Origin of the sequence: Rhodanobacter thiooxydans (assembly GCF_030291135.1) — a bacterium.
GTDB lineage: Bacteria > Pseudomonadota > Gammaproteobacteria > Xanthomonadales > Rhodanobacteraceae > Rhodanobacter > Rhodanobacter thiooxydans_A.
The window spans coordinates 1,301,461-1,314,161 of the sequence record NZ_CP127409.1 but is presented as its reverse complement, the minus strand read 5'-3'; the positions used below and the strand labels follow the sequence as shown (position 1 = coordinate 1,314,161).

At 67.6% G+C, this 12,701-nt stretch carries 10 protein-coding genes and 1 tRNA gene; 2 read left to right on the top strand and 9 right to left on the bottom strand.

Annotation, left to right across the window (positions count from 1 at the left end):
• Positions 1 to 78: 78 nt before the first annotated feature.
• Positions 79 to 1,950 carry a diguanylate cyclase gene (locus tag QQA13_RS05865; protein WP_234411317.1) on the bottom strand — a complete coding sequence of 624 codons (1,872 nt, stop codon included), beginning with the start codon at positions 1,948 to 1,950 and terminating at the stop codon, positions 79 to 81.
• Between the two features lie 266 nt (positions 1,951 to 2,216).
• On the opposite strand from QQA13_RS05865, the gene QQA13_RS05860 reads away from it, so the two are divergent.
• A tRNA-Thr gene (locus QQA13_RS05860) sits at positions 2,217 to 2,292 on the top strand.
• Positions 2,293 to 2,409: 117 nt separating this feature from the next.
• Here QQA13_RS05860 and ispH read toward each other — a convergent pair.
• The 5 genes from ispH to murJ all read right to left on the bottom strand — a co-directional run bounded on the left by ispH (position 2,410) and on the right by murJ (position 9,705).
• On the bottom strand, positions 2,410 to 3,372 hold the full coding sequence (gene ispH / locus QQA13_RS05855) for a 4-hydroxy-3-methylbut-2-enyl diphosphate reductase (protein ID WP_108471532.1): 963 nt from the start codon (positions 3,370 to 3,372) through the stop codon (positions 2,410 to 2,412).
• A gap of 98 nt (positions 3,373 to 3,470) precedes the next feature.
• Complete coding sequence (gene lspA / locus QQA13_RS05850) at positions 3,471 to 3,971, bottom strand: signal peptidase II (RefSeq protein WP_108471533.1); 501 nt, start codon at positions 3,969 to 3,971, stop codon at positions 3,471 to 3,473.
• A 159-nt stretch (positions 3,972 to 4,130) separates the two neighbouring features.
• Entirely contained in the window at positions 4,131 to 6,992 is a 2,862-nt protein-coding gene (gene ileS, locus QQA13_RS05845; protein ID WP_108471534.1) for an isoleucine--tRNA ligase, read from the bottom strand.
• 110 nt (positions 6,993 to 7,102) lie between these two features.
• Positions 7,103 to 8,056, bottom strand: coding sequence for a bifunctional riboflavin kinase/FAD synthetase (locus QQA13_RS05840; RefSeq protein ID WP_108471535.1), 954 nt, complete (start codon positions 8,054 to 8,056; stop codon positions 7,103 to 7,105).
• Positions 8,057 to 8,094: 38 nt separating this feature from the next.
• On the bottom strand, positions 8,095 to 9,705 hold the full coding sequence (gene murJ / locus QQA13_RS05835) for a murein biosynthesis integral membrane protein MurJ (protein WP_108471536.1): 1,611 nt from the start codon (positions 9,703 to 9,705) through the stop codon (positions 8,095 to 8,097).
• 220 nt (positions 9,706 to 9,925) lie between these two features.
• On the opposite strand from murJ, the gene rpsT reads away from it, so the two are divergent.
• Positions 9,926 to 10,189, top strand: a complete 264-nt coding sequence (rpsT, locus tag QQA13_RS05830; protein WP_068097791.1) for a 30S ribosomal protein S20 — start codon at positions 9,926 to 9,928, stop codon at positions 10,187 to 10,189.
• A 109-nt stretch (positions 10,190 to 10,298) separates the two neighbouring features.
• On the opposite strand, the gene QQA13_RS05825 is transcribed toward rpsT, so the two are convergent.
• Genes QQA13_RS05825 through QQA13_RS05815 form a run of 3 tightly spaced genes read right to left on the bottom strand, consistent with a single transcriptional unit; the run spans position 10,299 to position 12,678 of the window.
• Complete coding sequence (locus QQA13_RS05825; protein WP_108471537.1) at positions 10,299 to 10,601, bottom strand: DUF6587 family protein; 303 nt, start codon at positions 10,599 to 10,601, stop codon at positions 10,299 to 10,301.
• Entirely contained in the window at positions 10,598 to 12,436 is a 1,839-nt protein-coding gene (feoB, locus tag QQA13_RS05820) for a ferrous iron transporter B (protein WP_108471538.1), read from the bottom strand. Before feoB ends, QQA13_RS05825 begins: the two co-directional genes overlap by 4 nt.
• On the bottom strand, positions 12,433 to 12,678 hold the full coding sequence (locus QQA13_RS05815; RefSeq protein WP_108471539.1) for a FeoA family protein: 246 nt from the start codon (positions 12,676 to 12,678) through the stop codon (positions 12,433 to 12,435). Before QQA13_RS05815 ends, feoB begins: the two co-directional genes overlap by 4 nt.
• Positions 12,679 to 12,701: the final 23 nt, after the last annotated feature.

Genomic DNA, 12,701 nt, shown 5'->3' with positions numbered 1-12,701 from the left:
GACGGCAACAGAAAGGTGATCGGGGTCACGCGCCGGCAGCCACGTGCACGCGGCTGCGCCGCGGCGATTACCGGTTCGCTAGAGAGCCGCCTCGATCCGGTTCCTGCCGTTGTCCTTGGCGTGGTACAGCGCCGCGTCGGCGCGCCGCACCAGGGAGGCCGCTCCCGTCTCGGTGGGCCGCAGCTGGGCCACGCCGAGGCTGATCGAGAGCTGCAGTTCGACGCCGGCGACCACCGGCCGCGCGGCGGCCACGCAGGCACGCAGGCGCTCGGCCACCTGCAGGCCGCCTTCGAGATCGGTGTCCGGCAACACCACCAGGAACTCCTCGCCGCCCATCCGGCCGAGTCGGTCGTGCTGGCGCAGCGCATCCAGGCAGACATGCACGAGCTGTTCCAGCGCCTGGTCGCCGGCCGGGTGGCCATGGCTGTCGTTGACGTGCTTGAAGTGGTCGATATCGAGCATGATCACGGCCAGCTCGCTTTGGGTACGACGGGCCACATCGACGGCCGCGTGCAGCATGTCTTCGATATGGCGGCGATTGGAGATGCCGGTCAGCGGGTCGGTGAGTGCCAGCTGGTGCAGGCGGCGGCTCTGGCGCAACTGCCGCCATGCCAGCCAGAGCATCAGCAACAGCAGCACGCCGGCAAGCAGGATGGCCAGGCTTTGCCAGCGGCGGATGCGCTCCAGCGTGGCCAGTTGCTGTTCCCTGAGCACCTTGTCGGCAGCCAGCTTGCGGTTCTCCAGCTCGCGTCGTTCGGTATCGAACTGGTAGCTCATCAAGGTGGTCAGCTGGGTCTTGGCCATGCGTGCCAGTGCGGCATCGGCCTTCATCTTCAGCCTGAGGTCGGCCAGCGCAGCCGCCGGCTTGCCCAATGCCTCCTGGTTCCTGGAACGCTGGTCGTACAGCTCGGCCAGGTAACGCATGTTGCGGCTGCTCCTGACGTTCGCCTCGGCAAGATCGAACTCGCGCGCAGCCAGCTCATGCTGGCCCAGGCCCGCGTGCGCCACGGCCGACTGCAGGGCCAGCATGCCGGCGCTGGACTTGTCCGCGACGGCCTGAAACTCAGCCGCGGCGCCCTCCACCTGCTGCAGGGCCTCGGCGTAACGCTGCCGGGCATTGCTGCTCTCCGCCAAAGCCAGCAGGGCGGAGCCAACGCTTTGCCGCGAACCGGTCTCGCGGGCCAGCGCCAGCGCCTGCTGCAGGGGAGCGACGGCGCCCGCGGGATCACCCCGTTCGGTCGCCAGGAAGCCCAGCTGCATGTCGACCACCATCTGCTCCTGCCTGTCCTGCTTGCGCTGCGCCGACGCCATCGACTGCTGCAGGTAGTCGCCGGCCTTGTCGTACTCGCCCAGTCGTCGGTAGATGGTGGCAATGCTGATGAGGTTGGATTGCGCCGCCGTCGTATTGCCCACGGCTTCATACAGGCGTTGCGCCTCCAGGAAATCGAACAGCGCCATCGCCTGCTCGCCCAGCAGCGACTGGGCACTGCCGCGCCAGGTCAGTCCATCGGCGATCAGGCGGGGGTTTTCCAGGTGCCGGGCAATCTGGATGCCGGCTTCATACGCCGGCAGGGCATCACGTTCCGTGGTGACCTGGCTCTGGTAGAGGCCGTGGCACATCTGGAAGTTGGCTTCCGCCTCCAGGTCACCCGCCTGCCGGGCCTGCTCGACGCCGCGAGTCGCATAGGCGTAGCCGGCGTTGACGTCGTTGTCGAACGCCAGGAAGCAGTACATGTACTCGTACTGGCGCTGTCGGTGCGCGTCATCGGGCGGCAACAGGGTATGCAGGCGATCCAGGGCCTGCTCGACCGCCGCCCGGGTGTTGAGGGGGATATCGCCGTTATCCAGTTCCCGGATGAGCTGGTCGAACGCCGCCGTGTCGCGCACCGGAACTTGCGCTGCCGGCCCGGCATGCGCATACGGCATCACCACCAGCAGCAACGCGAACAAACCTGGCAAACCGCGGAATAGTCCGGACAACACGCCCCCCAAAGAAAGTCAATTCAGACTCTCCATGTCCGCTCGGCCCAAACCGTCATCTCGTTATCGGCCGTGCTACGGAAAACCTGAGCAGACACGATCACGCTTGCGCAGCCGCCCCCCGGCGGCCGTCGAACGCAAGGCCGGCACCATCCTCTCACGGCTGCGCGACGTCGCAAATGCCGTCATCGTCGCTTGCGCCGTCGCGGTGCGGCCCGTAGAATTCGCGGTTCTCCGCCGGAGTAGCTCAGTTGGTAGAGCACGTCATTCGTAATGATGGGGTCGTAGGTTCGATTCCTATCTCCGGCACCAGTTGACGCAGCAATAAAAAGCCCCGGAAAGCCATGCTTTCCGGGGCTTTTGTCGTGTCGATGATGCCGGTGGCGACTGTACATCGCCACCGGTTACCGCGTTCCGTTGCCCGGTGGACTACAGGCTGGCCGAGCCGTTGCCGCCGACCACGCGCAGCTCCTTCGGCAAGGCGAAGGTGATGTTCTCCGGCTCGCCGTCCAGCTCGCGCACGTCACCGGCACCCCACGACTGCAGGCGGGCGATCACGTCGCGCACCAGCTTTTCCGGCGCCGAGGCGCCGGCAGTGAGGCCGATGCGGCTCACGCCGTCGAGCCAGCTGCGCTCGATGTGTTCGGCGCCGTCGATCAGGAACGAGCGCACGCCCTGTTTCTGGGCCAGCTCGCGCAAGCGGTTGGAGTTGGAACTGTTGACCGAGCCGACCACCAGCATCAGGTCGACCGCGTCGGCTAGCCGGCGCACCGCGTCCTGGCGGTTCTGCGTGGCGTAGCAGATGTCGTCCTTGCGTGGCCCCTCGATGTCGGGGAACTTCGCGCGCAGCGCCGCGATGATCGCCTTGGTGTCGTCCACCGACAGCGTGGTCTGGGTGACGTAGGACAGCTCGTGCGGGAATTTCGGGGCAAGCTGCCCGACCGATTCCAGCGACTCGACCAGCAGGATTTCACCGGTGTTGCCCGGGTTCCACTGCCCCATCGTGCCTTCGACTTCCGGATGCCCGGCGTGGCCGACCAGCACCACGCTGCGACCGATGCGCCCGAGCCGCGCGACTTCCATGTGCACCTTGGTGACCAGCGGACAGGTAGCGTCGAACACCTTGAGATGCCGCTGCCCGGCCTCCTCGCGCACCGCCTGCGATACGCCGTGGGCGCTGAAGATCACGGTGGCGCCGTCGGGCACTTCGTGCAGTTCCTCGACGAACACCGCGCCATCGGCACGCAGCTTGTCGACCACGTAGCGGTTGTGCACCACCTCGTGCCGCACGTAGATCGGCGCGCCATAGGATTCCAGCGCGCGCTCGACGATGGCGATGGCGCGATCGACGCCGGCACAGAAACCGCGGGGATTGGCGAGCAGGATGTCCAAGCTGACCTCGATTCGGAGTCCTGTAGGAGCCCGCTGGCGGGCGATGCTTTCAATTCAGCAGCATCGCCCGCCAGCGGGCTTCTACATCAAGAACGCGATTATCGCACGCCGTCCCCGGGCTTGCCGGTGAACAGGCCGAACACGATCAGCATCACGGCGCCGACGGTAATGCCGCAGTCGGCAATGTTGAACACCGGATAATTCCACTGGCGGAAATACACGTGGATGAAATCGGTGACCTGGGCCGCGTGCAGGCGGTCGATCAGGTTGCCGATCGCGCCGCCCACGATCAGCGCGAGCGGCAGCGCGGTGCGCCAGTCGCGGCGCGGCGTGCGTCGCAACCAGCCCACCAGCACGGCGCTGATCACCACCGCCAGCAGCACGAAGAACCAGCGCTGCCAGCCCGTAGCGTTGGTGAGGAAGCTGAAGGCGGCGCCGGGATTGTAGATGAGCGTCCAGTTCAGAAAGCCGGGGATCACCGGGTGTGATATGCCGGCCGGCTGCAGAGTGGCGAGTGCCCACCACTTGCTAAGCTGGTCAAGCACGATGACGGCGGCGGAAAGCCAGAGCCAGGAGAGTGCGTTGGGTTTCGGTGACATGGGTTCGGGGACTCGGTCGTGGCAGGCTTTTGACTCCTCCTGCGACGCAGGGGGAGGTCGGAGGGGTCGCTTTTGACCTTGAGAGATCAGATCAAGAGCCTACCCCTCCCCAGCCCTCCCCTGCTTTGCAGGGGAGGGAGACAAGCGGGGCTTCGCAAATCAGAACCAGCGGCGATGCTCGCCGGGACCTTCGATGTTGCTGATGCAGCGGCTGCACAGTTCGGGATGATCGGCGTGGCTGCCCACGTCGTCGCGGCGGTGCCAGCAGCGCACGCACTTGGCGGCACTGCTGACGTCGGCACGGACCCAGGCTTCGGCACCATCCAGCTCCACCTTCACCGCATCCGCCGCGCGCGATGTCGACGGCGCCAGGGTGAAGTCGGAGGTGATGAAGAAGAAGCGCAGTTCGTCGGCGACTTCAGCGTAGCGCGACTGGATCGCGGCATCGGCGTGAACCATCAGCTTCGCTTCCAGCGCCGCGCCGATGCGCTCGGCCTTGCGCATGCCTTCAAGCACGCGCGCGGCGGTGTCGCGGATCGCCAGCAGGTCGGCCCACCAGCGCCGCTGTTCCGGCGCAGCCTGGGTGGCGGCGAGGCCGTCGTACCAGGTTTCGAACAGCACGCTGTCGCCACGCTCGCCCGGCATCGCCTGCCAGATTTCCTCGGCGGTGAAGCTGAGGATCGGCGCCAGCCAGCGCACCAGCGCCTCGGCGATGCGGTACATCGCACTCTGTGCGCTGCGCCGGCCGCGGCTGTCGGTCGGCATGGTGTAGAGCCGGTCCTTGGTGATGTCCAGGTACAGCGCGCCCAGTTCGTTGGTGCAGAAATTCTGGATGCGCGACACTACTTCTGGATAGTCGTAACGCTCGTATGCCGCGGTGACGACCTGCTGCACGTCATACGCCTGCTGCACCGCCCACTGGTCGAGCAGCACGCTGTCTTCCACTGGCAGCAGGTGTTTCGCCGGGTCGAAGCCATCGAGGTTGCCGAGCAGGAAGCGTGCGGTGTTGCGGATGCGGCGGTACGCATCGGAGACGCGCTTGAGGATCTCGTCGGAGACGGTCATCTCGTTGCGGTAGTCGGCCGAGGCCACCCACAGGCGCAGCACGTCCGCGCCCAGGGTATCCATCACCTTCTGCGGCGCCACCACGTTGCCCAGCGACTTGGACATCTTGCGACCGTTCGCGTCCACCGCGAAGCCATGGGTGAGCACTTCGTTGTACGGCGCACGGCCGTGGATCGCCGCCGAGGTCAGCAGCGACGACTGGAACCAGCCGCGATGCTGGTCGGAGCCTTCCAGGTACATCACCTTGTAGTGCGACGCCCTGCCCTGCTGCAGTTCCGGGCGCTGCCCGATCACCGCAAAATGGGTGACGCCGGAATCGAACCAGACGTCCAGCACGTCGGTGACTTTCTCGTAGTCGCCCGCGTCCGCGCCGAGCAGCTCGGCCGCGTCCAGCGTGAACCAGGCGTCGATGCCGCCCTGCTCCACCTTCTTCGCGACCTGCTCCAGCAACTCGACGGAATCCGGGTGCGGTTCCTGCGTGGCCTTGTGCACGAACAGCGCGATCGGCACGCCCCAGGTGCGCTGGCGCGAGATGCACCAGTCCGGCCGCCCGGCGACCATGCCGGCGATGCGTTCCTCGCCCCAGCCCGGCACCCAGCGCACGGCCTTGATCGAGGTCAGCGCCGTCTCGCGCAGCTGCGCCTGCTCCATCGAGATGAACCACTGCGGCGTGGTGCGGTAGATCACCGGCGTCTTGTGCCGCCAGCAGTTCGGGTAGCTGTGCTCGATCTTCGCGAACGCCAGCAGCACGCCGCGTCGACGCAGCAGCTCGACGATAGCGTCGTTCGCCTTCCAGATATGCAGGCCGGCCAGTTCGAGGCCGTCGGCCGCTGGCGTATCGGCGCGGTAAGTGCCATGCGATCCGATGTAGTTGAGCAGGCCGATGCCGTACTCGCGCGCCACCACGAAATCCTCGACGCCGTGGTCGGGCGAAGTGTGCACCGCGCCGGTACCGTCCTCGGCGCTGACGTGCTCGCCGAGGATCACCGGCACCTCGCGCGGGTAGAACGGGTGGTGCAGCTTCAGACCTTCCAGCGCCCTGCCTTCGACATGGCCCAGCACAGCCGCCTGCTCCAGCCCGTAACGCTGCGCCGCCTTGTCGACCAGCGCGCTGGCGACAACGAGCAGCACGCGCTTGCCGTCGCGCGACGGGCCTTCGATCAGCGCGTATTCCAGATCGGCGCCGAGCGATACCGCCTGGCTTTCCGGCAGGGTCCACGGCGTGGTGGTCCAGATCGGGATGGCGACGATGGCGTCGCCGGAGTCCACACCGAACTTCGCCGCCAGCGCTTTCGGCTCGACCGCGTCATACGCCACGTCGACCGCCGGCGAGACCTTGTCGCCGTACTCGATCTCCGCCTCGGCCAGCGCCGAGGCGCAATCGAAGCACCAGTACACCGGCTTGGCGCCGCGCACCACGTGGCCGTTGGAAACGATGCGGGCCAGCGCGCGCAGCATGTCGGCCTCGAAGCGGAAATCCATCGAGCGATACGGATGGTCCCAGTCGCCGAGCACGCCGAGCCGCTTGAAGTCGGTGCGCTGGGTGTCGACCTGCTCGGCCGCGTACTCGCGACATTTTTGCCGGAACGCGGCGGCATCGAGCTTCTCGCCCGGCTTGCCGAACTTCTTCTCCACCGCGATCTCGATCGGCAGGCCGTGGCAGTCCCAGCCCGGCACGTACGGTGCGCGCTGGCCGGCCAGCAGCTTGGACTTGACCACCATGTCCTTGAGGATCTTGTTGACCGCGTGGCCGATGTGGATCGGGCCATTCGCGTACGGCGGGCCGTCGTGCAGCACGAACACGCTGTCGCGATGCGCGGTCTTCTGCTGGATCTGCGCATAGCGGCCGACCCGCTCCCACTCCGCCAGCCAGCCCGGTTCGCGCTTCGGCAAGTCGCCGCGCATGGGAAACGCCGTCTGCGGCAGGTTGATCGTGCTTTTGTAATCGTGGGTCATTGCGTGGATGCCGTCACTGAGGTGTTGCCGCCCGCCAGATGGCAGGCAAAGAAGGGAAAGTTAGTCGATTTCGACCCGTGCCGTAATGCCCACGTCCGCAACACAGGCCCTCACGCCTCGGCCAGCCGCGGGTTCATGCCCAGCAGCTCGCGCGACCGGCGCGCGTCCAGCGCCATCTGCGCCTTGAGCGGTTCCAGGCCGTCGAACTTCTGCTCGTCGCGCAGCTTGGCGACGAACTGCACCGCCATGCGCTGGCCGTACAGGTCGCCCTCGAAGTCGAACAGGTGCACTTCCAGCAGCGGCTGGCTGACCTCGTTCACGGTGGGGCGCACGCCGAGGCTGGCCACGCCCGGCCAGCTGCATTCGCCCTCGCCCAGGCCCACGCGCACCGCGAAGATGCCCTGGATCGGGCTGACCCGCTGCGACAGGTGGATGTTGGCGGTGGGATAGCCCAGCGTGCGGCCGAGCTGGTTGCCATACTCCACCTTGCCCTCGATCACGAACGGCCGGCCCAGCAGTGGCTCGGCCCCGGCGAACTCGCCGGCGGCGAGCAAGGCGCGCACCCGGCTGGCCGAAACGCGGGTGCCGTCGAGCTGGATCGCCGGCATGGTGCAGGCGCTGAAGCCGAGCTGCGCACCCATCCGCTCCAGCAGCGCCACGTCGCCGCCACGCTGGTGGCCGAAGCGGAAATCGCCGCCCACCCAGACCTCGCGCACGGCGAGCCGTTCGACCAGCACGCGTTGCACGAACGCCTCGGCCGACATCGCGGTCAGCGCCCGGTTGAAGCGCAATAGCAAGGTGTGCTCCATGCCGGCGGCAGCGAAACCGCGCAGCTTCTCGCGCACACTGGACAGCCGCGGCACCGGTTCCGGCGAGAAGAACGCGCGCGGCAGCGGCTCGAAGCTCACCACCGCCGGGCTGCAGCCGAGCGCCTGCGCGCGCTCGCACACCTGGGTCAATAGCGCCTGGTGGCCGCGGTGCAGGCCGTCGAACGCGCCGATCGCGATCACGCTGCCGCGCGGCGCCAGGCAGAGGCCTGCGACATCCCGGGAAAGTCTCATCATCGCGTGAGTATAACGGTCAGGCGGGTTGCGATAAGGCCTCACGCACCACGCAGGTCGCGCAGGCGGAAGCCGCCGGCAAACAGCACGGCCACATAACTGGCCCCACCCACCAGCACCAGCACGGCCAGATGCCACAAGCGGGTCAGCACCGGCACCCCGTGGGTCCAGTTCGGCCACAGCCAGCGACCGAGCAACAGCACCGCCACCATCACTGCGCAGGCCGCGGCCAGCCGCAGCAGGTGCCGCGACCAGCCCGGCTGGCGCTGGTACACGCCGGCCTTCTTCAGCCAGTGCCACAGCAGCCACAGGTTCACGTAGGCCGCCACCGCGCTGGCCATGCCCAGTGCCATGTGCAGGCCGGGCAAGCGGGCCAGGCCATCCAGCCATGCCAGCTGCTTCAGCTCAGCCGGCGCCCACAACTCGAACAGCAGCGCCAGGAAGACCACGTTCAGCAGCATGTTGGTCAGCAGCGAGGCCACCGCCGCGCGTACCGGGGTGCGCGTGTCCTGGCGCGCGTAGAAAGCCGGCAGCAGCACCTTCACCAGCGCGAACGCGGGCAGGCCGAAACTCAGCGCGGTAATCGACAGCGTCGCCATGTGGGTGTCGTGCGCGCTCCAGTGGCCGTGCTGGAACAGCGTGGCCACCAGCGGCCCGGCCAGCAGCATCAGCGCAAACATCGCCGGCACCGCGATCAGCAGGGTGACGCGCAGGCCCCAGTCCAGTGCACGCGAGAAGCCGGCCCTGTCGGTGCTGACATGATGGCGCGACAGCGACGGCAGGATCACCGTGCCCAGCGCCACGCCGAACACGCCCAGCGGCAGTTCCAGGAACCGGTCCGCCTGCGACAGCCAGCTCTGCGAGCCGACCACCAGCAGCGAGGCGATCACCGTATCGAACAGCAGGTTGATCTGCGCCACGGAGGAGCCGAACAGGGTCGGCACCATCAGCCGCATGATCCGGCGCACCTCGGGATGGCTCCAGCCCCAGCGCGGCAAGGTCAGCAGGTCCAGCCCGCGCAGCGCCGGCAACTGGAACAGCAACTGCAGGATGCCGGCCGCAAGGATCGCCCAGCCCATCGCCAGGATCGGCGTCTGCAGCCGCTTCGACAGCCACAGCGCGCCGGCGATCATGCACAGGTTGAGGATCACCGGGGTCAGCGCCGGCAGCCCGAAGCGATGGAAACTGTTCAGCGCACCGCCGGACAAGGCGGTCAGCGAGACGAACAGCAGGAACGGGAAGGTCAGCCGCAGCAGCTCGACGGTCAGCTCGAACTTGCGCGGCTCGTCGATCGCGCCGGGCGAGAACAGCACGGTCACCTGCGGCGCGAAGATGATGCCCAGCGCGGTGATCAGCAGCAGTACACCACCCAGCGTGCCCGATACCCGCGCCATCAGCTCCTTCAGCTGCGCATGCGTGCCCTTTTCCTTCACTTCCGTGAAAACCGGCACGAAGGCGGTGGAGAACGAGCCCTCGGCAAACAGCCGGCGCATGAAGTTGGGAATGCGGAACGCCACCCAGAACGCGTCGGTGGCGCCATTGGCGCCGAACGCGGCGTTGATCGACATGTCGCGCACCAGGCCGAGCACCCGCGAAATCATCGTCATGCTGCTGAACGAGAGCAGCCCGCGGAGCATGCTGGGTGACTTCATGTGGCGGTTCGTTACCTTCGGCGTCGATCACGCGGGGCGCGTAGTTTGACAGCCCGCGCGGGCAGGATGACAGCGCGGATATGGCAGAATACCGGCACGACCACGGCCGCGCGCCGGCGCCAGCTCCCGGCACGGCCGCCTAAATGATTGACGCAACGGCGAATCGACCGCATAATTGGCGTCTTTTTCCACCCTCAACCCTGCATTCCGGAGTTCTACCTTGGCCAACATCAAGTCCGCGAAGAAGCGCGCGCGCCAGTCCGAACAGCGCCGTCTGCGCAACATCAGCGCCCGCTCCATGGTCCGTACCGCCCTGAAGAAGGTCGTCAAGGCCATCGAGGCCAAGGACAAGGCCGGCGCCGTCGCCGCGTTCACCGCCGCGCAGCCGGTTATGGATCGCTACGCCGCCCGCGGCCTGATCCACAAGAACAAGGCCGCCCGCCACAAGAGCCGCCTCAACGCGAAGATCCGCGAACTGGCGTAAGCCGGGGCGCGACCCGCGTGATACGCAAAAAGCCGGCGCAAGCCGGCTTTTTTCATGTTCCGCTTTTGCTCCCTCCCCCTGCTTGCAGGGGAGGAGCTGAAGCTGGCCCTCACCGGCGCGGGCGGAACTCCAGCGGCATCGGCTCGCCGGATCGAGCCGCGGCCGGTGGCTTGGGGCCGCAGGCGCCGCAGGTGCTGCAACCGTCGCTGCAGTCGCCGGTGGCTTCCCTCGGTTGCAGGCGCCGGCCGAAAGCCCGCACCAGCGCGCCGCGGCCGGGCCGGCTGAAGTGGATGGACGCGGCGGCCAGCCAGCGGTTGGTCGTTTTCCGCGCCAGCTTGCGCAACACAATCCATACGCTGGCCAGCACGATCAGCCCGACCACCACGTACTGCAGCAGCAGGCCGGTGCTCACGTCAGTGCCCTCGTCACCTGGTAGACCACGAACGACGCGGTATAGGCCATCACGAACATGTAGCCGAACGAGATCGCCACGTTGCGCCAGGAATCGGTCTCGCGCTTGATGATCGCCAGGGTGGACATGCACTGCGGCGCATACGCGAACCACACCAGCAGCGACAACGCGCTGGCCAGCGGGATCTGCCCGGCCAGCGCGTGGCCCAGCCCGCCGGGTGCCTCGCCGCCGACCAGGTAGACGGTGGCCAGCGCCGCCACTGCTGTCTCCCGCGCGGCGAACGCGGGGATCAGCGCCAGGCTGATCTGCCAGTTGAAACCGATCGGCGCAAAGATGTACTGCAGGCCGCGTCCGATGTAGCCGGCAAAGCTGTAGTTGATGGCCGGCTCCGTCGCACCGGCGGGCGGCGACGGGAACGTGGACAGGAACCACATCAGCACGGTCAGCCCGAGGATCACGCCAGTCAGCCGCTTCAGGAAAATCGCGCCGCGCTCGTACAGCCCGATCGCCACGTCGCGCAGCTTGGGCATGCGGTACGACGGCAGTTCCATCAGCAGGGCGTGCTCGCTCTTGTCGCGGCGCAGGTGCTTCATCACCCAGCCCACCAGCATCGCGCCGAGGATGCCGGCCAGGTACAGCGCGAACAGCACCACGCCCTGCAGGTTGAACACGCCGAACACGTAGCGGACGGGAATGAACGCACCGATCAGCAGCGCATACACCGGCAACCGCGCCGAGCAGGTCATCAGCGGGGCGATCAGGATGGTGGCCAGGCGATCGCGTGGATCCTGGATGCTGCGCGTACCCATGATGCCGGGGATCGCGCAGGCGAAGCTCGACAGCAGCGGGATGAACGAGCGCCCGGTCAGCCCCACCGACAGCATCAGGCGGTCGAGCAGGAACGCCGCGCGCGGCAGGTAGCCGGACTCCTCCAGCGTGAGGATGAACAGGAACAGCACCAGGATCACCGGCAGAAAACCCAGCACCGTGCCGATGCCACCGAACAGGCCGTTGACCACCAGGCTCTGCAGCGGCCCGGCCGGCATCAGCGCGGCGACCTGCTCGCCCATCCAGCCGAAGCCGCCGCCGATCAGGTCGCTCATCGGCTTGCCGGCGGCATACACCGCCTGGAACACCAGGAACATCACCACCGCCAGGATCGCCAGCCCGAACACCGGATGCAGCGTCCAGCGATCCAGCGCATCGTCGAGCGCCGCGGTGGTGCGCGGCATCGTCACCGTCGCTGCCAGCAGCTCGCGCACCTGCGCGTGCAGGTCGGCGCGGCTGGCCGCGTCGTCCGGCTGCACCGGCGCCGCCGGCGGCACCTCGCCGTCGACCCGCTCGATCAGTGCCCGTGCGCCACCGCGCCGCACCGCCACCGTCTCCACCACCGGCAGGCCCAGCCGGCGCGAAAGCTCCGGCACGTCGATGACGACGCCGCGCGAGCGCGCGGTGTCCATCATGTTCAGCGCCAGCACCACCGGCCGGCCCAGCCGCTTCACTTCCAGCACGAAGCGCAGGTGCAGGCGCAGGTTGGTGGCGTCGGCAACGCACACGATCAGGTCCGGCGGCGCCTCGCCCGGGTAATTGCCGGCGCAGACGTCGCGGGTGATCTGCTCGTCCGGGCTGTTGGCGTCGAAGCTGTAGGCGCCGGGCAGGTCGAGGATCTGCAGCACCCGGCCGGACGGCGCGGTGAAGCGGCCCTCCTTGCGCTCCACCGTGACGCCGGCGTAGTTCGCCACCTTCTGGCGGCCGCCGGTGAGCAGGTTGAACAGCGCCGTCTTGCCGCAGTTCGGATTGCCGACCAGGGCGATGCGCAGAGTCGACGCGCTCATGCGGCCACCTCGCTGCGCACGCTGACCCGGGCCGCCTCGGCACGACGCAGCGCGAAGCGGGTGAAGCCGATCTGGATCAGTAGCGGGTCGCCGCCCATCGGCCCCACCGCCACCACCCGCACCGGCTCGCCGTCGACGAAGCCGAGGTCACGCAGGCGTTGCGCGATCGGATCGGCCGCATGCGCATCGTCGACGCGGTCGACCACGGCGAGGGCACCCTTGGGCAGATCGGACAGACGCACAGGCTTGATTCTCAAATAAGAAT

Bases quoted from the DNA above. Each gene is read 5' to 3' on its own strand.
- lspA (WP_108471533.1), bottom strand. From the start codon at position 3,971: ATGTCACCGAAACCCAACGCACTCTCCTGGCTCTGGCTTTCCGCCGCC.
- ileS (WP_108471534.1), bottom strand. From the start codon at position 6,992: ATGACCCACGATTACAAAAGCACGATCAACCTGCCGCAGACGGCGTTT.
- QQA13_RS05840 (WP_108471535.1), bottom strand. From the start codon at position 8,056: ATGATGAGACTTTCCCGGGATGTCGCAGGCCTCTGCCTGGCGCCGCGC.
- murJ (WP_108471536.1), bottom strand. From the start codon at position 9,705: ATGAAGTCACCCAGCATGCTCCGCGGGCTGCTCTCGTTCAGCAGCATG.
- feoB (WP_108471538.1), bottom strand. From the start codon at position 12,436: ATGAGCGCGTCGACTCTGCGCATCGCCCTGGTCGGCAATCCGAACTGC.